Genomic DNA, 20,940 nt, shown 5'->3' on the forward strand with positions numbered 1-20,940 from the left:
GAAGATCACGCCCTGGAGGCCCCGCGCGTCGCGGTTGTGGGCGATCTGGAGAGCCAGTGTGCTCTTTCCGCAGTCCATCGTTCCGGAGAAGAACACCAGCTCGGGCATGGGGAGTACGGGGCCTTTCAGGTCGTGGTCAGGTGGTGCGGGCCGCGGGCGGGCGGGCGTCCGGAGGGGCGTCAGGAGCGGATTTCGAGCAGCGGGACCAGCTGCTCGGCCGCCGTCATGGAGCCGTGCATTCCGACGAGGGCGGACTCGTTGGGCTCGTTCCGCGAGGCGGTGATCGCGGCATCGGCCTGGGCGGCCGCGACCACGTCCCCGATCCGGCCGAGGACCCGCTCGTCGCACTCCCCCGGCGGGCCGAACCAGCCGAGTTCCAGGGCCTCTTCGCGGCCCGCGACCCAGAACCGGTCGCCGAGCACCTCGCGCCACACGGTCAGTACGTCGGCCTCGGCCCCCGGCACCGCGTAGACGTGCCGGGCCCGGCCCTCGCCGCCCAGCAGGGCCACGCCGGCGCCGAGTTCCCAGTCGTCGTCGTAGTCGATCCGGGCGTCCTCGTCGAACGGGACGTCCACCATGCCGTGGTCCGCCGTCACGTACAGGGCGGTCCGCGGCGGGAGTTGCTCGGCCAGGCGCTGCACCAGGCGGTCGACGTACATCAGCTGCCCGCGCCAGGCGTCGGAGTCCACGCCGTGCCGGTGGCCGGCGCCGTCGAGTTCGCTGTAGTACGTGTACACGAGCGACCGGTCGCCCGCCGCGAGGCGCTCGGCCGCCAGGTCCATGCGGTCCTCGCCCGTCATCCGGCCGAGGAACGTGCCCCCGCTCAGCGCGACCTTCGTCAGGGGGGTGGTCTGGAAGGCGGGCGAGGACACCTGTGCGGTCGCGACCCCGGCCTTGTCGGCCAGCTGGAACACGGTGGGGTACGGCTGCCACGGCTTCGGCGCCGTCCACGGCTGCCAGCGGAGCTGGTTCATCAGTTCGCCGGTGGCCGGGTTGCGCACGGCGTACCCGGGCAGGCCGTGCCGGGCCGGCGGCAGACCGGTGCCGACGGAGGCCAGCGAGGTCGCGGTGGTGGCCGGGAACCCGGCGGTGATCGGGCGGCCGGTGCCGCCGCGCGAGCCCGCGAGGAGGGAGGTGAGGTACGGGGCCTCGTCCGGGTGGGCCTTGATCTGCTCCCAGCCCATGCCGTCGACCAGGAACACGCAGTTCCGGTCGGCCGGGGTCAGCTCCGCGATGGCGGCGGTGAAGCCGGGTACGCCCTGGCCGGCGACGAGGGTCGGCAGCAGGTCGGCGAGCGAGCCGGTGCCGTACTCCGGCACCGGGGCTCCGGCCGGGTCCAGCGGTTCCGGCTCGTCCGCCCACTGGTGCGCCGCGGGCTGCGCCATCAGCGGGCGGCGGGGGCGGAGGTGGCCGCCGTCGCTTCGCTGAGCGCCTGCGCGAAGACCAGCGTCTGGCGCACGGCCTCGGGGCCGTCGCCCGCCTCGCTGACCCGCAGGCTGAGGTCGTCCGCGGTGGAGTTGCCGGTGTAGCCGTGGTCGGCGTCGCAGTTGGCGTCGCCGCAGGCGGCCGGCTCCAGGTCGATCCGGGAGACGGCGCCCCAGCCGATGGTCAGGACGACCTCGCGGGGCAGGGTGCCCGGGGTGTAGGACTCCGGGTTGGCGACGACGCGGCTGAGCACGACCGAGGAGATGCTGGAGAGCTTAACCGACTCGGTGGACGTGGTCGCGTACGGGGACGGGGACCCCGCGTCGGCCGCCTGCTCGTCGGTGTGGCTGACGATGAACCTGTTGCCGGTCAGGACCAGCACGGTGACGTGGCGGCGCACCTCGTTGGAATCGAAGGTCGTCTCCTGGTGGACCAGGTACGACGAGATCGGCTCGCCGCCGACCGCGGCCTCCACGGCCTCGGCCACGAGGGCCGGGTAGTAGCCGCTGCGCTCGATCGCCGTGCGCAGCCCCTGGGTCGTCGTACCGGATTTCGCCATGAGGTCCATCCTAAGGCCCGTACGGGGCGCCCCGGCCGCGCCGTACCCGCTCGCTACCCTCAGTAGCTGGGCAGGGTCCGCGGGCCGAGGTCGCCGCGGGCCGGCGGGTGGGCGACCCGGACCGCCGCGCTGAGCACGGAGAGGCCCTCGGCGGCGACCACGACCGGCTCCAGGGAGACGCCGACGACCTCGGGGTGGTCGTCGACGAGCCGGGACAGCCGCAGCAGCAGCTCTTCCAGGGCGGGGGTGTCCACGGGCGCGCTGCCGCGCCAGCCGAAGAGGAGGGGCGCCGCCCGGATGGAGCGGATCAGCGTGGCCACGTCGCGGTCGGTGGCGGGGACCAGGCGGTGGGCGGTGTCGCCGAGCAGCTCCGAGGGGACGCCCGCGAGCCCGAAGGAGAGGACGGCGCCGGCCCCCGGGTCGATGACGGACCGCACGACGGTGTCGACGCCGCGCGGGACCATCGCCTGCACCACGGGCTGGAGCTCCGCCGGCTTGCCGAGCGCCTCGGTGAGTTCCTCGTACGACCGCCTCAGCTCGGCCTCGCCGGTGAGGTCGAGCCGCACGCCGCCCAGGTCCGCCCGGTGGCGCAGGTGCGGGGCGGTCGTCTTCAGGGCCACCGGGTAGCCCAGGATCGCGGCGGCCCGGACCGCCGCGTCGGCGCTCGGCGCGGGCAGGGTGGTCAGGACGCGGATGCCGTACCGGCCGAGCAGCTCGCGGGCCTCCCACTCGCCGAGGGTCAGCACGGTCCCGGGGGCGGTTCCGGCCAGCAGCCCGGCCAGCTGGCCGGCGGCCCCGGCCTCGTCGATGTCCTCGTACCCGGGGACCGAACCGGAGTCGGCGAGGCCCCGGCGCCACTGGCCGTAGCGGACCGCCTCCGCGACGGCCTTGACGGCCCGCTCGCCGGCGGGATAGGCGGGGATCCGGGTCCCGGCGGGGAGCTCCCCGGCGTCGGCGGGCCCGGCCGGGTGCCCGAACGGGCCGGCGGCGGGCTCCTGCCGGGGCGCCGCCGGGGCGGAGGGGCGCGCGGCCCCCCGTACGGCGGACAGCGCCTCGACGAGCTCGCCGAGCTCCACGTGGACCACGGCCACCGGCTTGCCCGGCACCTCGGCGACGGCGGCGCGCAGGGCGCCGGCCAGGTCGTCGGCAGGGGCCCGCTCGCTCACCCAGGGGATCGCGGTGACGATCACGGCGTCGCAGTCGTCGGAGGCCAGCGCGGCGGCCAGGGCCGTGCGGAAGTCCGCCGGGGAGGCGGCCGTGGTCAGGTCGAGCGGCGGCAGCGGGCGCAGGCCCTGCGCGAGGCAGGCGTCGTAGGTGAGGACGCCGAGCGACTCGGAGTTGCCGAGGATCGCGATGCGGGGGCCGGCGGGCAGCGGCTGGGCGGCCAGCAGCAGGCCGACGTCGACGAGCTCGGTGACGGTGTCGACCCGGATCACGCCGGCCTGCCGCAGCAGGGCGGAGACGGTGGCGTCCGGCAGCCGGGTGCCCGGGACGACATGCCCGGCCGGGGTGTGGCGGCCGCCCCGGACGACGACCACGGGCTTCTCGGCCGCGGTCCGGCGGGCGAGGCGGGTGAACTTGCGCGGGTTGCCGAGGGTTTCGAGGTAGAGCAGGGCGACGTCGGTGGTGTCGTCCTCGTACCAGTACTGGAGGATGTCGTTGCCCGAGACGTCGGCCCGGTTGCCCGCGGAGACGAAGGACGAGAGCCCTTCGCCGCGCCGCAGCAGGGCGGAGAGCAGGGCGATGCCGATGGCCCCGGACTGCGTGAACAGGCCGATGCGGCCGCGCATCGGCATCGGCGCGGGGGTCAGGGAGGCGTTGAGCTCCACCTCCGGCGCCGTGTTGATCACCCCGAAGGCGTTCGGCCCGATGAGGCGCATGCCGTACGAGCGGACCTGGCGGACGAGTTCGCGCTGGCGGGCGAGGCCGGCCGGGCCGCTCTCCCCGTACCCGGCGGACAGGACGACGAGCCCCTGCACCCCGTGGTCGCCGCAGGCGGCCACGGCCTCGGGGACGCGGTCGGCGGGCACGGCGATGACGGCGAGGTCGACGGGTGCGGCGATGGCGCCGACCGTGCGGTAGGCCCGTACGCCGTCGATGAGGTCGCGCGTGACGGCCTCGTTCACCGCGTAGAGGTGACCGTGGAAGCCGCTGTCGCGCAGGTTGCGCAGGGCGGCGGCGCCCACGCCGGCGCCGGAGCGGCTGACGCCGACCACCACGACCGAGCCGGGGGTGAGCAGCCGCTGGACGGAGCGGGCCTCGGCGCGCTGTTCGCGGGCGCGCTGGACGGCGAGGGACTCGGCGGTGGGTTCGAGGCCGAGGGTGAGGTGGACGGAGCCGTCCTCGAAGCTGCGCTTCTGCTCGTATCCGGCGTCCGTGAACACCTTGATCATCTTGGTGTTGGCGGGCAGCACCTCGGCGGCGAACCGCCGGATGCCGCGCTCGCGCGCGACGGCGCCGATGTGTTCGAGGAGGGCGGAGGCGACCCCGCGGCCCTGGTGGGCGTCCTGCACGAGGAAGGCGACCTCGGCCTCGTCGGAGGGGCCGGTGGCGGACCGGCCGTCGGCGCCGATGCGGTCGTAGCGGACGGTGCCGATGAACTCCCCGCCGATGGTCGCGGCGAGGCCGACCCGGTCCACGTAGTCGTGGTGCGTGAAGCGGCGCACGTCCCGGTCGGAGAGCCGGGGGTAGGGGGCGAAGAAGCGGTAGTACTTCGACTCGTCCGAGACCTGCTCGTAGAAGCTGACCAGACGCGCCGCGTCCTCGGTGGTGATGGGCCTGATCCGGGCGGTGCCGCCGTCGCGCAGGACGACGTCGGCCTCCCAGTGGGCCGGGTACGCGGGGTCCGACTCGGTGGTCATGGGGCCACCTTACGGCCGGTACCGGCGCGGCTGCGCTCGCGCGGCGCGTTAGGCAGGCCGGGGCAATTCGGTGCAAGCTGGGCAAGGTCGAACGGCGGCACATCGGGGCCGAAGGTCGGTCGGAGCATTCGGGACGTCGTGAGAGACTGGTCTAGACAACCGTAAGAACCTGAAGGGCATCACCATGGCAGAGCGCCGCGTCAACGTCGGCTGGGCCGAGGGCCTGCACGCTCGTCCCGCCTCGATCTTCGTCCGGGCGACGACCGCTTCCGGCGTCCCGGTGACCATCGCGAAGGCCGGCGGCGACCCCGTCAACGCCGCTTCCATGCTGGCGGTCCTGGGCCTGGGCGCCCAGGGCGGCGAGGAGATCGTCCTCGCCTCCGACGCCGACGGCGCGGACGCCGCACTGGACCGCCTCGCGAAGCTGGTGGCCGAAGGCCTCGACGAGCTCCCCGAGACCGTCTGACCCTTCGGGTTCGACCACACCCGTACGCCGAAGCCGCGGCCCCCGCCCCTGGGGACCGCGGCTTCCGCGTTCCCCCGCGCGGGACGGCCGCGGCGCGACCTCCCCGCGCGACGCGTTGCGGCCGCCGGATTCAGCCCGGCCGGGAATTCGACGGCGCCGCGGGAATTCGACCGCAGGCCGAAAAAGCACCGCGCGGGAATTCCGGCAGCGGCGCGCGGATACCCGTCCTTTGTATACGGCGCCTGTTAATGACGGCCGCTCGACATGTTTACGGCAGGTTGCGAAGTCCTCACGGCGGCCCGCGGCCGGTGCGCCGCGGAGGCACGGTCCGCGTGCATCGCGGTCAGGGCGCGCGCCCGCTCCGCGTCCCCGCGGGCCACCGCGTCCACGATCGCGCCGTGCTCCGCCCAGGACTCCACGGGCCGGGCCGGGGCCTCCACCACGTACATCCACGCGACCTTGTGCCGCATCTGCGTGAGCAGGGCGATCAGCCCCGGGCTCCCCGAGGCCTGGGCCAGCGTCTCGTGGAACCAGCCGCCCAGGGACCGCAGGTCCTCCCCCTGCCCCCTCCTGGCCCGTTCCTGGCCCAGCCTGACCAGCCCGCGGAGCACCTTCAGGTGGGCTTCGGTGCGCCGCCGCGCGGCCCGGGCGGCCGCGAGGGGCTCCAGCAGCATCCGCAGCTCCAGGAGGTCGGCCGCCTCCTGCCCGGTCGGCTCGGCGACGCAGGCGCCCGCGTGCCGCCGCGTGGTCACGAACCCCTCCGACTCCAGGGTCCGCAGCGCCTCGCGGACCGGGACGCGCGAGACCCCGTACCGGCGGGCGAGGACCTCCTCGGTGAGTCTGCTGCCCGGCTCGAAGACCCCGGAGACGATGTCGTCGCGAATTGCCATGCATACCGCGTGCGCAGGAATACGCAAGACCGAACCTCCGCCTATTTCCGACTGCCGTGCCAGAGTGTGCTGCGACTCTATTGCAACACACGATAATTTCCGAGAGCGGCCGGAAAAGCGAAACATTCGCAAAAGACCCCGGCTCGCGGTGCGAGCCGGGGTCTTTGGTGAAGCGTGGGTCGTGCGCGGGGTCGTACGGGTCAGAGGCTGACGCCGTGCGAGCGCAGGTACGAGACCGGGTCGATGTCCGAGCCGTAGTCGGCGCCGGTGCGGGCCTCGAAGTGCAGGTGCGGGCCGCTGGAGTTGCCGGTGGAGCCCGACAGGCCGATCTGCTGGCCCGGGGTGACCTGCTGGCCGACGGAGACGCTCAGCGAGGACAGGTGCCCGTACTGGGTGAACGTGCCGTCGTTGTGCTTGATGACGACGTTGTTGCCGTACGCGCCGCCCCAGCCGGCCTCGACGACGGTGCCCGCGCCCACGGCGTGGACCGAGGTGCCGGAGGCCGCGCGGAAGTCGATGCCGGTGTGGCTGCCGGAGGACCACATGCCGCCACCGGCGTGGTAGTGGGTGCTGATGCCGCCGCTGACGGGCGCGACGAAGGTGTTGAGGCGCTTGCGCTCCTCCTCGCGGGCGGCGCGCTCTGCCGCGTCCCGCTCCGCCTTCGCCTTGGCCTCGGCGAGGCGCTTGGCCTCGGCGGCACGCTGCTTGGCGTCGGCCTCGGCCTGGGCCTTGGCGGCCGCGCGCTCGGCGGCGCGCTGCTGCGACTCGGCCTGGTCCTGGATGTCATCCGCGAGCTCGCCGCCGACGACGACCGCGTCGTATCCGGCGTCGGGGACGGAGTGCCCGGTGTTGTTGTCCGCGGCGAAGGCCGGGCCTGCGAGGGAACCGACGACGCCCGTGGTGGCGAGGGCGGCTATACCGGCGTAGCCGGCGGTCTTGCGGCTCAGACGGCTGGAACCGCGGTGCTTGCCGGAGCCGGCGGTACGACTGCCAAACGCCATGAAGAGGTTGATCCTTTCCTTCCCTCTCGCCTACCGGGTTAGCTGACGGGTTCGGAGCAGGAAGGTCTCCTACGGGCTTCCTCTTGCGAGGCGGCCCGATTCACCCCAGGGACTGATGTGGGTCCCCGGCTCCCCAGGCTCGCGCCTGACGGGGACTCGGCGATCGCTGTCCGGTGCCGCGGGTGCGGCGGGCACAACTGACGAACAGCACGGCTGACGCTAGGCGGATCATCAGTCGATCGCCAAACAGACGAGCCCTTTTGTTGCGTACGCCACACCGCATATAAGCAACCTCACCACTAAAGAGACAAAAGGGGCCCTGACGGACAAGCCGCCAGAGCCCCCGTGTTCCGGACGTCAGTTGGTGACGACGCTGACGTCACCGATCCCGAGCGCCCGCACCGGCTCCTCGATCTGCGACGCGTCGCCCACCAGCACCGTGACCAGCCGGTTCGCCGGGAAGGCGCTCACGACCGCCGAAGTGGCCTCCACCGTGCCGGTCTCGGCGAGCCGGGCGTACAACTGCGCCTGGTAGTCGTCCGGCAGCTCCTGCTCCACCTGGTCCGCGAGGGTGCCGGCCACCGAGGCGGCCGTCTCGAACTTCAGCGGCGCCACGCCCACCAAGTTCTGCACCGCGACGTCCCGTTCGGCGTCGGTCAGCCCGCCCTCCGCGAGGGTGCGCAACACCTTCCAGAGGTCCTCCAGCGCCGGGCCCGTGTTCGGCGTGTCCACCGAGCCGCTGATGGCCAGCATCGAGGCGCCCTTGCCGTCGGCGGTGGACCGCAGCACCTGGCCGAAGGCGCGCACGCCGTAGGTGTACCCCTTCTCCTCGCGCAGCACCTTGTCCAGACGGGAGGTCAGGGTGCCGCCGAGGCAGTACGTGCCGAGCACCTGGGGCGCCCAGACGCGGTCGTGCCGGTCCGGTCCGATCCGGCCGATCAGCAGCTGCGTCTGGACCGCGCCCGGCCGGTCCACGATGACGACGCGGCCGGTGTCGTCGGCGGTCACCGGCGGCACGGGCCGGGGCGCGGCGGAGTTGCCCGTCCAGGTACCCAGGGTGTCGGCCAGGACGGCGTCCAGGTCGATCCCGGTCAGGTCGCCGACGACGACCGCGGTGGCCGTGGCGGGGCGTACGTGGGCGTCGTAGAAGGCGCGTACGGCCGCGGCGTCGATCCGGGCCACCGTCTCCTCGGAGCCCTGGCGTGGGCGGGACATCCGCAGGGAGGCCGGGAAGAGCTCCTTGGAGAGCTGCATGGCGGCGCGGCGCTGCGGGTTGGCCAGCTCGTGCGGGATCTCGTCGAGCCGGTTGCGCACCAGGCGTTCGACTTCGGCGTCGGCGAACGCGGGCGCGCGCAGCGCCTCGGCGAGCAGGCCGAGCGCCTTGTGCAGGCGCGAGGCGGGGACCTCCAGGGAGACCCGCAGGCCCGGGTGGTCGGCGTGGGCGTCGAGGGTGGCCCCGCAGCGCTCCAGCTCGGCCGAGAACTCCTCGGCGGAGTGCTTGTCGGTGCCCTCGGACAGCGCGCGCGCCATGATCGTCGCCACGCCGTCCAGGCCCTCGGGCTCCGCGTCCAGCGGGGCGGCGAGGTTGACCTCGACCGCGATCACCTGCTGGCCCGGGCGGTGGCAGCGCAGCAGCGTCAGCCCGTTGGACAGCTCGCCGCGCTCGGGCGCCGGGAAGGCCCACGGCTGCGGCTCGCCGGCCTCGGGGCGCGGGTGGAAGGTCATCGTGACGGCTGCGGTGTCGGCCGCGCTGTCGGCCTCGGTGTCGGCTGCGGTGTCGCTCACTGCTCCGCCCCCTCGTTCTCGTCGGACTCGTCGTTCTCGTCGGCCCCGTCCGCGTCCGCCGCGAGCGGCTCGTAGACGAGCACCGCGCGGTTGTCCGGGCGCAGCCGGGCCGCGGCCACGGCCTGGACCTCCTCGGCGGTGACGTCGAGGACGCGCTGCACGGCGGTCAGTGCCAGCTGCGGGTCGCCGAACAGCACCGCGAATCGGCACAGTTCGTCGGCGCGGCCGGAGACCGTGCTCAGCCGGTCCAGCCATTCGCGCTCGAGCTGGGCCTGGGCGCGCTCCATCTCCTCGGCCGTCGGGCCCTCGGCGGCGAACCGTGCGAGCTCCTCGTCCACGGCCGCCTCGATCGCGGGCACCTCGACCCCGCCGGACGTCTTCACGTCCAGCCAGCCCAGCGAGGGGGCACCGGCCAGGCGCAGCAGGCCGAAGCCGGCCGCGACGGCCGTCTGGTCGCGGCGCACCAGGCGGTTGTGGAGCCGCGAGGACTCGCCGCCGCCCAGCACGGTCAGCGCCACGTCGGCGGCGTCGCACTCGCGGGTGCCGTCGTGCGGGAGCCGGTAGGCGGCCATCAGGGCCCGCGCCGGCACGTCCTCGACGATCTCCTCGCGGAGCTCCCGGCCGATGACGTCCGGCAGCGTGCCGTCGCGCGGCGGCTGCTTGCCGTCGTGGCTCGGGATGGTGCCGAAGTACTTCTCGATCCACGCGAGCGTGCGCTCGGGGTCGATGTCGCCGACGACCGAGAGCACCGCGTTGTTGGGCGCGTAGTACGTGCGGAAGAAGTGGCGCGCGTCCTCCAGGGAGGCGGCGTCGAGGTCGGCCATCGAGCCGATCGGGGTGTGGTGGTAGGGGTGCCCCTCGGGGTACGAGAGGGCGGTCAGCCGCTCGAACGCCGTGCCGTACGGGACGTTGTCGTACCGCTGGCGGCGCTCGTTCTTGACGACGTCGCGCTGGTTCTCCATGGACTCTTCGTCCAGGGCGGCCAGCAGCGAGCCCATCCGGTCCGCCTCCAGCCAGAGCGCGAGCTCCAGCTGGTGGGTCGGCATCGTCTCGAAGTAGTTGGTGCGCTCGAAACTGGTGGTGCCGTTGAGGGAACCGCCGGCCCCCTGGACGAGCTCGAAGTGGCCGTTGCCGGGTACGCTCGCCGAGCCCTGGAACATCAGGTGCTCGAAGAGGTGAGCCAGACCGGTACGCCCCTTGACTTCGTGGCGCGAGCCCACGTCGTACCAGAGGCAGACCGCGGCGACCGGGGTCAGGTGGTCCTCGGAGAGCACCACGCGCAGGCCGTTGGCCAGCCGGTGCTCGGTCGCTGTCAGGCCGCCGGAGCCGGCCTGAGCTGTGGCCGTGTGACCCATGGGCATGTGGTCCCTTCGATCGCGATGTAGAGATTTCTGTCAGACCTGCCACTGTATGCAAGCGCGTCGGCCGCCGGAGAAGTTCCCGGGTCACACCTGGGTCGGAGACGGCGTTGTCGGTGCCCCGGGCCACAATGGTCCGCGTCAGACCCCCAGCACACCTCTTTCTTGGTTAAGGAGCCGCGCAGCGATGGCCCGCCGCAGCACGAAGACCCCGCCGCCGGAGGATTTCGAGGAGAAGATCCTCGACATCGACGTCGTCGACGAAATGCAGGGCTCCTTCCTCGAGTACGCGTACTCGGTGATCTACTCCCGCGCCCTGCCCGACGCCCGGGACGGCATGAAGCCGGTCCACCGGCGCATCGTCTACCAGATGAACGAGATGGGCCTGCGTCCCGACCGGGGGTACGTCAAGTGCGCCCGCGTCGTGGGCGAGGTCATGGGCAAGCTCCACCCGCACGGAGACGCGTCGATCTACGACGCCCTCGTGCGCATGGCCCAGCCCTTCTCGATGCGGCTCCCGCTGGTCGACGGCCACGGCAACTTCGGTTCCCTCGGCAACGACGACCCGCCGGCCGCGATGCGCTACACCGAGTGCAAGATGGCCGACGCCACGTCGCTGATGACGGAGTCGATCGACGAGGACACCGTCGACTTCACCGCCAACTACGACGGCCAGGAGCGGGAGCCGGTGGCCCTGCCCGCCGCGTACCCCAACCTGCTGGTCAACGGCGCGTCCGGCATCGCGGTCGGCATGGCGACCAACATGCCCCCGCACAACCTCGGCGAGGTCATCGCCGCCGCCCGCCACCTGATCCGCCACCCCGGGGCGGACCTGGAGGCGCTGATGCGCTTCGTACCGGGCCCCGACCTGCCCACGGGCGGCCGGATCGTCGGTCTGGCGGGCATCAAGGACGCCTACGAGAACGGCCGCGGCACCTTCAAGATCCGTGCGACGGTGGCCGTGGACAACGTGACGGCGCGCCGCAAGGGCCTGGTCGTCACGGAACTGCCCTTCGCGGTGGGCCCCGAGAAGGTCATCGCGAAGATCAAGGACCTGGTCGGCTCGAAGAAGCTCCAGGGCATCGCCGACGTCAAGGACCTCACCGACCGCTCGCACGGCCTGCGCCTGGTCATCGAGATCAAGAACGGCTTCCACCCGGAGGCCGTGCTGGAGCAGCTCTACAAGCTGACGCCGATGGAGGAGTCCTTCGGCATCAACAACGTGGCGCTGGTGGACGGTCAGCCGCTGACGCTGGGCCTCAAGGAGCTGCTGGAGGTCTACCTCGACCACCGTTTCGAGGTCGTCCGGCGGCGCAGCGAGTTCCGCCGCACCAAGCGCCGCGACCGGCTGCACCTGGTCGAGGGCCTGCTGGTGGCGCTCATCGACATCGACGAGGTCATCCGGCTCATCCGGGACAGCGAGAACTCCGCGCAGGCCAAGGCGCGGCTGATGGAGCGGTTCTCGCTGAGCGAGATCCAGACCCAGTACATCCTGGACACGCCGCTGCGCCGGCTCACGAAGTTCGACCGGCTGGAGCTGGAGTCCGAGCGGGACCGGCTGACCGGTGAGATCGACGAGCTGACCGGGATCCTGGACTCCGACAGCGAGCTGCGCAAGCTGGTCTCCACCGAGCTGGCGGCGGTCGCCAAGAAGTTCGGCACCGAACGGCGCACGGTCCTGCTGGAGTCGGCGGGCACCACGGTCGCCGCGGTTCCGCTGGAGGTCGCGGACGACCCGTGCCGCGTGCTGCTCTCCTCGACGGGCCTGCTCGCCCGTACGGCGAACGGCGACGCCCTGCCGGAGGAGGAGGGCGGCGCCCGCGCCAAGCACGACCTGGTCGTCTCGCAGGTCGCGGCGACGGCCCGGGCGGACGTCGGGGCGGTCACCTCGTACGGTCGGCTGCTGCGGCTCGCCGTGATCGACCTGCCGCAGCTGCCGGACACCCACGCCGCGCCGAACCTGGCGGGCGGCGCCCCCGTCTCGGAGTTCCTCTCCGGACTGGAGGCGGACGAGAAGGTGATCTGCCTGCTCTCGCTGGACGAGTCCTCGCAGGGCCTGGCGCTGGGCACCGAGCAGGGCGTGGTCAAGCGCGTCGTGCCGGACTATCCGGCCAACAAGGACGAGCTGGAGGTCATCACCCTCAAGGACGGCGACCGGATCGTCGGCGCGGTCGAGCTGCGCACGGGCGAGGAGGACCTGGTCTTCATCACCGACGACGCCCAGCTCCTCCGCTATCCGGCGGCCCAGGTGCGCCCGCAGGGCCGCCCGGCGGGCGGCATGGCCGGCATCAAGCTCACCGACGGTGCCAAGGTGATCCACTTCTCGGCCGTCGACCCGGCGCGGGACGGCGTGGTCTTCACGGTGGCGGGCTCGCACGGGACGCTGGACGACTCGATGACGTCGGGCAAGCTGACCCCCTTCGACCAGTACCCGCGCAAGGGCCGCGCGACCGGTGGCGTCCGCTGCCAGCGGTTCCTGAAGGGCGAGGACGTCCTGGTGCTGGCCTGGGCGGGCGGCTCCCCGGTCCGCGCGGCCGGCGCCAACGGGACTCCGGCCGCACTGCCGCCGGTGGACCCGCGCCGGGACGGTTCGGGGGCGCCGCTGCCCGCGGTGGTCACGGCGCTGGCGGGAGCCGCGCTGTAGGACGTACGCCGGCGTGCGGGGTGTCCGGACCGGGTCCGGACGCCCCGCACGCCGACTAGTGTTTTCCCGGATGCACGCGGTGGGGGGAGACACAGCTGATGAGCCGTCGATCGAGCAGCGGACTGATCGGGGACTGGGCGCAGGAGCAGCGCCGTCGGCAGCAGACGCTGCAGGTCCAGCAGCGGGAGGCCGAACGCCGTCAGCGGACCTACGAGCGGGAGGCGGCGCGCAACCAGCGCCAGCACCGCGAGGCCGAGGCGCAGCGGCGGACCGCCCGGCTCGACGCCGAGGTGGAGGCCCTGCAGGGGCTATTGGTCGCGGGGTGCAGGGCGCCGGCCTTCCGGATGGCCGACCTGGTGCGGCCCGACCGGCTGGAGCCGTTCGACCCCGGGACCCTCGCGCACCCCGTGCCGATGCCGCGGATCGAGCAGTTCCAGCAGCAGAGCAGCGGCTGGACCCCCGGGGCGGGCCACCGGGCCCAGGCCGAGCGCGAGGCGCACGCGCGCTACTCCGAGGCCTGGCAGGCGGCGCACGCGGCGGAGGGCCGGCGGCAGCAGGAGCTGGCCGCGTACCGGCAGCAGTACGACCGGTGGGCAGCGGACCAGCTCGCCGGTGTCCGGGCGCACAACAGCGGGCTCGCGGAGCTGGCCGGGGCCCTGCGCGACGGTGATCCGGAGGCGGTGGTGGAGTACTTCTCGGCCGCCCTGTACGCCTCGACGGCATGGCCCGAGGCGCTGCCGAGGCAGGTTGCGGCGGCGTACGACCCCGGCGCGCGCGAGCTGGTCCTGGACTGGGAGCTCCCCGCGTACGCGATGGTGCCGGAGGCCAGGTCGGTGCAGTACCTGCCGAGCACGGGCCAGGACAAGGTCAGGCCCCGTCCGGTGACGGAGCGGCGGGCGCTGTACCGGGACCTGCTGGCGCAGTGCATGCTGCTGGTCGTGCGCGAGCTGTACGCGGCGGACGAGTTCGGCGTGCTGGACTCGGTCGCCGTCAACGGTTTCGTGGACTGTCCCGATCCGGTGACGGGGCACGGGGCGCAGTTCGTACTCGCGACCGCGCAGGCGCCGCGCAGCGCCTTCTCGGGGCTGCGGCTGGAACAGGTCAGCGCGGCGGACTGCCTGGTCGGGGGGTTGCGGGGGCAGTTGTCGGCGCGGCCCGACCAGCTGACGGCCGTACGTCCGGGTCGCAGGCCGCAGGAGGTCGGCGGAGGGGTCGTCAGCCACGGCGGGGACGCGGGCGGTGACGACGAGCCGGACCTGTTCGCGATGGACCCGATCGCCTTCGAGAACCTGGTCGCCGAGCTGTTCCGGGCGATGGGCATGGAGGCGGTGACCACGCAGCGGTCGGGCGACGGCGGTGTGGACGTCGAGGCGCTGGACCCGGCCCCGATCCGGGGCGGGCGGATCGTGGTGCAGGTCAAGCGCTACCGCAACACGGTGCCGCCCACGGCGGTCCGGGACCTGTACGGCACCGTCCAGGACAAGGGCGCGAACAAGGGCGTCCTCGTCACCACCGCGACCTTCGGGCCGGGGTCGTACACCTTCGCCAACGGAAAGCCGCTGGAGCTGGTTCCCGGCGACGCGCTCGTGGAGCTGCTGCACCAGTACGGGCTGCGGGGGCGGTTGGGGGGCACGGGCGGGAGCGTCCCGGCGCAGCGCGCGCCCGAACCCGAGGCGTCCGCCGACCACAACGTGCTCGGCATGTCCTGGTCGGGCTCGGTGGCGCTGGACGTGTGCGCGCTCGTGTGCACGGGCGGCCGCGTGCTGAGCGAGGACCACTTCGTCTTCTTCAACAACCCGCGGACCCCGGACGGTGCGGTCCGCACCCGCCCGCACGCGGCGCCCGACAAGGCGGCCGTCGAGGTGTCCTTCGACACCCTGCCGCGGGAGGCCGACCGGCTGGTCCTGGTGGCCGCCGTGGACCCGGAGGCCGATCCGCACGGCGATCTGGCCGGGTTCACCGATGCCCGGATCCGGCTCCTCGACGCGGCGGGCGCGGAGGCCGGCCGGCTGGAGGTCTCCGACGGCCGGGCGGGCGAAACGGCTCTGGTCCTGGGCTCGTTCCGGCGCCGGGCGAACGGCGACTGGGACTTCGTGATCGGCGGCAAGGGCTACCGGGGCGGCCTGGAGGACCTCCTGCGGGAGTACGGCATCGAGGTGGCCTGAGGGGTGTCGTCACACTCGCTCCTGCCGTGCGGCCGCACGGCGCACGGCCCGCCCTCGGGCTTACGGAACGACCGTGACGACAACACCCCTTGGAGTCGGGCGCGGCCGCGGCGCTGCGGGCCCCCGCTGCGGGGCCGACGCCGGGACCGCACGGGAGCCGGGACCGCGCCGGGACCGGGGTCGGTTCGGGTCGCGGCGGTCCGCTTCACCTCGCGGGCGACCGCCCGGGCGTCGGCGACCGGACCGATGTGGCCGATCTTGGGACGGGGCGGGCCCGACGCCCCGTGACACGGACGGCTGTCCCCACGTCTCACGGCCGCCGCCCGCGGGGTGGACCCCGGCCGGCCGCCGTCACTCCTCGGTACGTTCGGCTTCCTGTGCCTGCTCCTCGTGCCCCTCCTGCTCCTGCCCCTGCCGCGCCACGTACCGCAGCACGCCCCACATGCTCTCGGGGCCCAGCTCGTGCGGGGCGGGCTCGCGGCAGGCCTCCAGGTCGCGGAGCAGCCCGGCCGCGTCGATGCCGGAGCCGATCAGGACCAGCCGGCTCAGGCGCGCCTCGCCCCGCCCCCACGGCTGGGGGGCGAAGCGGAGGAAGCGGCCGACCGCGTGGACCTCGTACCGCTCCCCGTGCCCGGGGACCCCGAAGTGGACGAAGCCCTTGATCCGGTAGAGGCCGGGCGGGCGGCGGTCGAGGAAGTCGATGAACCGTCGGGGGGAAAGGGCCTCGCGGGAGGTGAACTCGACGCTCTCGTACGCCGCGTGCGGGTGGGCGGCGCGGCCGTGGCCGCACCCGGGGCCGTGCACGTGACCGGGATCCTGCGCGCGGCTCTGCGCGTGTTCCTGCTCGGGGCCGTCCCCGTGGTCCTGCTCGCCGCCCTGCTCCCGGCCCGCTCCGTGTCCGGGGCCGTCCGCCTCCGCGAGCAGGTCCTCGAAGGAGAGCTGTCCGCGGGTCTCGGTCCACGGCCGGCGGTCGAAGAGGAGCTCCGGATCGATCCGCCCGTGCTCGGCGCCGATCCGCGGGGTGCCCGGGGCGCAGAGCGTGTCGAGGACCTCCTCGATCCGGGCCCGCTCGGCGGGGTCCACCCGGTCGGTCTTGTTGAGCACCACCAGGTCGGCGACCGCCAGGTGCCGGTCGGTCTCCGGGTGCTTGCCACGGGTCGCGTCGAACTCCGCCGCGTCCACGACCTGCACCAGGCCGCCATAGCGGACGTCCGGGTTCTCGCTGGCCATCAGCATCCGGATCATCTCCTGGGGCTCGGCCAGTCCGCTCGCCTCGATGACGATGACGTCGATGCGGTGGGCGGGCGCCGCCAGCTTCTCCAGATACGCGTCGAGCTCGCTGCCGTCGACGGCGCAGCACAGGCAGCCGCCGCCGAGGGAGACCATCGAGTCGCCGAGCCGGCCGGCCACCGACATGGCGTCGACCTCGATCGAGCCGAAGTCGTTGACGACGACTCCGATGCGGGTGCCTCCGCGGTGGGCGAGGAGGTGGTTGAGCACGGTGGTCTTGCCGGAGCCGAGGAAACCGGCGAGGACGACGACGGGGACGGGCTGCCTGCTGCTGTTCACCCGGTCGATCGTAGTCAGTCCGCAGCCGGGACCGGCTGGGGAGCGAGGGGTCCGGTGTAGCGGGCGGCGGGACGGATGATCTTCGAGTCGGCGGCCTGTTCGAGGACGTTCGCACTCCAGCCGACCACGCGGGCCGCGCAGAAGGTGGGGGTGAACATGGCGCGCGGCAGCCCGCACAGTTCCATGACCACGCCCGCGTAGAACTCCACGTTGGTGTGCAGTTCGCGGCCGGGCTTGAGCTCGGCGAGGATCCGCTCGACCTGGCGCTCGACCTCGACCGCGAAGTCCACGAGCGGGCCGCCGAAGCCCAGCGCGAGGTCGCGGAGCATGCGCGAGCGCGGATCCTCGGTGCGGTAGACGGGATGCCCGAAGCCCATGATCCGGTCGCCGGCGAGCACCCGCTCGCGGATCCACGGCTCGATGCGCTCGACGGTGCCGATGGCGTCCAGGGTGTCCAGGGCCCGGCTCGGGGCACCGCCGTGCAGCGGTCCGGAGAGGGCGCCGACGGCGCCGGTCAGGCAGGCCGCGACATCGGCGCCGGTGGAGGCGATGACGCGGGCGGTGAAGGTCGAGGCGTTGAACCCGTGGTCGATGGTGGAGATGAGGTACTGCTCGACCGCGCGGGCCCGGACCGGGTCGGGTTCGCCGCCGGTCAGCATGTAGAGGTAGTTGGCGGCGTACGGGAGGTCGTCGCGCGGCTCGACCGGCTCCTGCCCCTGCCCCAGCCGGTGCAGGGCGGTGAGCAGGGTCGGTACGGCGGCGCAGGCGGCCAGCGCGTCGGCGGCCCGGCGGCCGGGGTCGAGGTCGTAGACGGGGCGGAAGCCCGCGGAGGCGCCCAGCAGGGAAAGGGCCGTTCGCAGCCCGGCGAGGGGGCCCGAGAGGGCGGTGGCCCGGGCGAGCCCCGGCAGGGCGTCCCGGACCGCGGCGGGCAGCCGGCGCAGCGGGGCTGTCTCGGCGGCGAAGGCGGCCCGCTCGGCGGCCGACGGGAGCGTGCCGCGGAACATCAGGTGCCACACGTCCTCGAAGCCCCGGCTGCCGGCGAGCTCGACGGCGGAGTACTGGCGGTAGTGGTAGAAGCCCTCGCGGCCCCGGACGTCTCCGATTTCGGTCTCGGTGACCACGACGCCCGCGAGACCGCGGGGTACATCGACAGTGGTGTTCATGGATCGACCATCGATGATTGATGTAATCATTGTCAATATTGATTGAATCAATGTGTATAGAGTGCCGCCATGGACGAAGCGCAACGGCTCACCACCCGGCAGGCCGCGGAGCTGCTCGGGGTGAAGCCCGCGACCGTGTACGCGTACGTCAGCCGCGGCCAGCTCACGAGCCGGCGGGACGCGGTGGGCCGCGGCAGCACCTTCGACGCGCACGAGGTGGAGGCGCTCGCCCGGCGCAGCAGGCGCGAGGCGGCGGTCCCGGCGGGGGAACTCTCCGTCCGGACCTCGCTGACCCTCATCGAGGACGACCGGTACTACTACCGGGGCGTCGACGCGGTGGAGCTCGCCTCGGCCCACCCCTGCGAAGAGGTCGCCGAGTGGCTCTGGACCGGCTCCCTGCCCCGCGGGGCGCGGTTCACCGCTCCGCCCGACGCCTTGGCCGCCGCCCGCCGGGCCGTGGCCGCGCTGCCCGGGCACAGCGGGCCGATCGACCGGCTGCGGGTAGCGACGGCCGCCGCCGCCGTCTCGGACCCGCTGCGCTTCGACCTCTCCCCCGAGGCCGTCCTCGGCTCCGCGCGCTGCCTGATCCCGATGCTGGTCGGAGCCCTGCCGGTGCTCGGGCGGGCGCAGTGGGCCGGCGACGGCCGCACGGCACGGCAGTTGTGGCCGCGGCTCACGGAGCGGGAGCCCGACCCGGACGCGTTGGCCGTGCTCGACCTGGCCCTCGGGCTGCTGATCGACCACGACCTGGCCGCGTCGACCCTGGCCGTACGGGTGGCCGCGTCGGCGCGGGCGCACCCGTACGCGGTGGTGTCGGCCGGACTCGGCGCATTGGAAGGCCCGTTGCACGGTGCGGCGGGGCGGCTCGCGCACGGGATGCTGGCCGAGGCGCTGGAGCGGGGCGGCGCCGCGCCCGTCGTCGCCGACCACCTGCGGGCGGGACGGCGCGTTCCGGGGCTCGGGCACCGGCTGTACCGGGGCGAGGACCCGCGGGCCGGCGCCCTGTTCGCCCGCCTGGAGGCGCTGCCGCAGGCGGGGCCGGCGCTGGCGGCCGCCCGGGAGGTGGTGGCGGTGACCGCCGCCCGCAGACCCGGGCTGCACGCCAACGTGGACCTGGCGCTGGCCGTGCTGACGGTGTCGTACGGGATGCGTGCGGAGGCCGGGGAGACCGTGTTCGCAGTGGCGCGCACGGCGGGCTGGATCGCCCACGCGCTGGAGGAGTACGAGGAGCGGCCGCTGCGCATGCGGCTCAGCGGCCAGTACCAGGGTCCGCGCCCGCCGCAGCCGATGCCGTGACGTGCGCGGGCCCCCCGGCCCGCGCCCGCCGGACCCGCGGCTCACGGCCCCGCGGCCTCCTCGGCACCCGCCGCACCCCGTGCCCCGGGCCGGTGGTGCTGACGGTGCCGGCGGTCCGGCTGCGGCATCAGGTCCGCAGCCAGACCGCCGTGTCCTGCGGGAGCAGCCCCGTGTCGTCAAGGGCGGAGCTGCCCAGCAGGAGGCTCGTGTGGGCCGGCAGCGGGACCGGCTCCCGGGACAGGTTGGCCACGCAGAGCAGCCCGTCGGGGCGGGCGAACGCCAGTACCCCGGGCGGCGCGTGCAGCCACTCCAGCCCGCCCCCGCCGAAGCCGCCCGCCGCGCGGCGCAGACCCAGGGCGGTGCGGTAGAGGGTGAGCATGGAGTCCGGGTCCCCGTCCTGCCGGTCGGCCGCGTACGCCGGCCAGTCCGCGGGCTGCGGCAGCCACGGGTCGCTCCAGGGCTCGGCGGTCCAGGGCAGCGGCACCCGGCAGCCGTCCCGCCCGGGGTCGGTGCCGCCGGACCGGAAGTGCATCGGGTCCTGGATGCGGCCGATCGGCACGTCGGCTTCGGGGAGCCCCAGCTCCTCGCCCTGGTAGACGTACACGGCGCCGGGCAGGGCCAGCGTCAGCAGGGCCGCGGCGCGCGCACGACGGGTGCCGAGCTCCAGGTCCGTGGGGGTCCCGAAGGCCTTGGCCGCGAAGTCGAATCCGGTGTCGGCACGGCCGTAGCGGGTGACCGTACGGGTCACGTCGTGGTTGCAGAGGACCCAGGTGGCCGGGGCCCCGACCGGGGCGTGCTCGGCGAGGGTCTCCGTGATGGAGGTGCGCAGCCGCTCCGCGTCCCACGGGCAGCTGAGGAAGGAGAAGTTGAACGCGGTGTGCAGCTCGTCGGGGCGCAGGTAGCGGGCGAACCGCTCGGAGTCGGGCAGCCAGACCTCCCCGACGAAGATCGCGCCGTAGTCGTCGGCGACGGCCCGCCACGAGCGGTAGACGGCGTGCAGTTCGTCGCGGTCGATGTACGGGTGGATCTCGCCCGGCCAGGGCTCGGGCGGGCGGCCCGCCAGGTCGGGCAGGGCGGGGTCCTTGGCGAGCAGGGCCGCGGAGTCGATCCGTACGCCGGCCACCCCGCGCTCGAACCAGAACCGCAGCACCTCCTCGTGCTCCCGGCGCACGGCCGGGTGGTCCCAGTTGAGGTCGGGCTGCTGCGGGGTGAAGAGGTGCAGGTACCACTCCCCGTCCGGCACCCGTGTCCAGGTGTCGGCGCCGTTGAACTGCGAGGGCCAGTCCCCGGGCGGCAGTTCGCCGTGCTCGCCGCGGCCGGGGCGGAAGTGGAACAGCTCCCGCTCCGGGCTGCCGGGGCCGGCGGCGAGGGCGGCCCGGAACCAGGCGTGCTGGTCGGACACGTGGTTCGGGACGATGTCGACGATGGTGCGGATGCCCAGCTCGCGGGCCTCGGCGATGAGCTTCTCGGCCTCGGCCAGGGTGCCGAAGGCGGGGTCGATGGTGCGGTAGTCGGCGACGTCGTAGCCGCCGTCCGCGAGCGGGGAGAGGTACCAGGGGGTGAACCACAGTGCGTCCACGCCCAGGTCGGCGAGGTACGGGAGGCGGGCCCGGACGCCTGCGAGGTCACCGGTGCCGTCCCCGTCGCCGTCGGCGAAGCTGCGTACGTACACCTGGTAGATGGCGGCCGTGCGCCACCAGTCGGCGGCGGGTCGGGGCAGGGGAAAGTCAGCCACGGAGGGGTCCTTTCGCGGGGGCG

14 protein-coding genes, 1 pseudogene and 1 riboswitch are annotated in these 20,940 nt (G+C 73.8%); of the genes and pseudogenes, 4 read left to right on the top strand and 11 right to left on the bottom strand.

The window, feature by feature from the left end; genetic code table 11:
• From ACFWW8_RS21725 to ACFWW8_RS21740, 4 genes and pseudogenes are all read right to left on the bottom strand, one after another.
• A pseudogene (locus ACFWW8_RS21725) lies at positions 1 to 108 on the bottom strand (thymidine kinase); the annotation flags it as partial.
• 71 nt (positions 109 to 179) lie between these two features.
• Positions 180 to 1,385, bottom strand: a complete 1,206-nt coding sequence (locus ACFWW8_RS21730) for an alkaline phosphatase family protein (protein WP_386530586.1) — start codon at positions 1,383 to 1,385, stop codon at positions 180 to 182.
• On the bottom strand, positions 1,385 to 1,984 hold the full coding sequence (locus ACFWW8_RS21735; RefSeq protein WP_351279619.1) for a DUF5998 family protein: 600 nt from the start codon (positions 1,982 to 1,984) through the stop codon (positions 1,385 to 1,387). Before ACFWW8_RS21735 ends, ACFWW8_RS21730 begins: the two co-directional genes overlap by 1 nt.
• Before the next feature lie 59 nt (positions 1,985 to 2,043).
• Complete coding sequence (locus ACFWW8_RS21740; protein WP_386530587.1) at positions 2,044 to 4,845, bottom strand: GNAT family N-acetyltransferase; 2,802 nt, start codon at positions 4,843 to 4,845, stop codon at positions 2,044 to 2,046.
• 184 nt (positions 4,846 to 5,029) lie between these two features.
• Here ACFWW8_RS21740 and ACFWW8_RS21745 point away from each other — a divergent pair, with 184 nt between their 5' ends.
• Positions 5,030 to 5,311 carry an HPr family phosphocarrier protein gene (locus ACFWW8_RS21745; RefSeq protein WP_386530588.1) on the top strand — a complete coding sequence of 94 codons (282 nt, stop codon included), beginning with the start codon at positions 5,030 to 5,032 and terminating at the stop codon, positions 5,309 to 5,311.
• 245 nt (positions 5,312 to 5,556) lie between these two features.
• Here ACFWW8_RS21745 and ACFWW8_RS21750 read toward each other — a convergent pair whose 3' ends face one another.
• From ACFWW8_RS21750 to ACFWW8_RS21765, 4 genes are all read right to left on the bottom strand, one after another.
• Positions 5,557 to 6,228: a GntR family transcriptional regulator gene (locus tag ACFWW8_RS21750; protein ID WP_386530589.1), complete on the bottom strand. Its 672-nt coding sequence runs from the start codon at positions 6,226 to 6,228 to the stop codon at positions 5,557 to 5,559.
• A 173-nt stretch (positions 6,229 to 6,401) separates the two neighbouring features.
• On the bottom strand, positions 6,402 to 7,202 hold the full coding sequence (locus tag ACFWW8_RS21755; protein ID WP_386530590.1) for a M23 family metallopeptidase: 801 nt from the start codon (positions 7,200 to 7,202) through the stop codon (positions 6,402 to 6,404).
• 12 nt (positions 7,203 to 7,214) lie between these two features.
• Positions 7,215 to 7,374: riboswitch (cyclic di-AMP (ydaO/yuaA leader) on the bottom strand.
• 185 nt (positions 7,375 to 7,559) lie between these two features.
• Positions 7,560 to 8,927 carry a M16 family metallopeptidase gene (locus tag ACFWW8_RS21760; RefSeq protein WP_386530664.1) on the bottom strand — a complete coding sequence of 456 codons (1,368 nt, stop codon included), beginning with the start codon at positions 8,925 to 8,927 and terminating at the stop codon, positions 7,560 to 7,562.
• A 56-nt stretch (positions 8,928 to 8,983) separates the two neighbouring features.
• Entirely contained in the window at positions 8,984 to 10,348 is a 1,365-nt protein-coding gene (locus ACFWW8_RS21765; protein ID WP_386530591.1) for a M16 family metallopeptidase, read from the bottom strand.
• 184 nt (positions 10,349 to 10,532) lie between these two features.
• On the opposite strand from ACFWW8_RS21765, the gene ACFWW8_RS21770 reads away from it, so the two are divergent.
• Together ACFWW8_RS21770 and ACFWW8_RS21775 are read left to right on the top strand one after the other, a co-directional pair.
• Positions 10,533 to 12,989, top strand: a complete 2,457-nt coding sequence (locus ACFWW8_RS21770) for a DNA topoisomerase (ATP-hydrolyzing) subunit A (RefSeq protein ID WP_386530592.1) — start codon at positions 10,533 to 10,535, stop codon at positions 12,987 to 12,989.
• 98 nt (positions 12,990 to 13,087) lie between these two features.
• Positions 13,088 to 15,154, top strand: a complete 2,067-nt coding sequence (locus ACFWW8_RS21775; protein ID WP_386530593.1) for a restriction endonuclease — start codon at positions 13,088 to 13,090, stop codon at positions 15,152 to 15,154.
• 351 nt (positions 15,155 to 15,505) lie between these two features.
• Here ACFWW8_RS21775 and ACFWW8_RS21780 read toward each other — a convergent pair whose 3' ends face one another.
• Both ACFWW8_RS21780 and ACFWW8_RS21785 read right to left on the bottom strand, forming a co-directional pair.
• Entirely contained in the window at positions 15,506 to 16,723 is a 1,218-nt protein-coding gene (locus ACFWW8_RS21780; RefSeq protein ID WP_386530594.1) for a CobW family GTP-binding protein, read from the bottom strand.
• Positions 16,724 to 16,737: 14 nt separating this feature from the next.
• The gene (locus ACFWW8_RS21785; protein ID WP_386530595.1) at positions 16,738 to 17,886 is read right to left on the bottom strand and encodes a citrate synthase; all 1,149 of its coding nucleotides are present in this window, start codon (positions 17,884 to 17,886) and stop codon (positions 16,738 to 16,740) included.
• A 69-nt stretch (positions 17,887 to 17,955) separates the two neighbouring features.
• Between ACFWW8_RS21785 and ACFWW8_RS21790 the strand changes: the two genes are divergently transcribed.
• Positions 17,956 to 19,182, top strand: coding sequence for a citrate synthase (locus tag ACFWW8_RS21790; RefSeq protein ID WP_386530596.1), 1,227 nt, complete (start codon positions 17,956 to 17,958; stop codon positions 19,180 to 19,182).
• Positions 19,183 to 19,309: 127 nt separating this feature from the next.
• Here the strand turns inward: ACFWW8_RS21790 and ACFWW8_RS21795 are convergent, their stop codons facing one another.
• The gene (locus ACFWW8_RS21795) at positions 19,310 to 20,917 is read right to left on the bottom strand and encodes a glycoside hydrolase family 13 protein (RefSeq protein ID WP_386530597.1); all 1,608 of its coding nucleotides are present in this window, start codon (positions 20,915 to 20,917) and stop codon (positions 19,310 to 19,312) included.
• Between the last annotated feature and the right edge of the window lie 23 nt (positions 20,918 to 20,940).

This window comes from Streptomyces sp. NPDC058701, assembly GCF_042715295.1.
Lineage (GTDB): Bacteria > Actinomycetota > Actinomycetes > Streptomycetales > Streptomycetaceae > Streptomyces.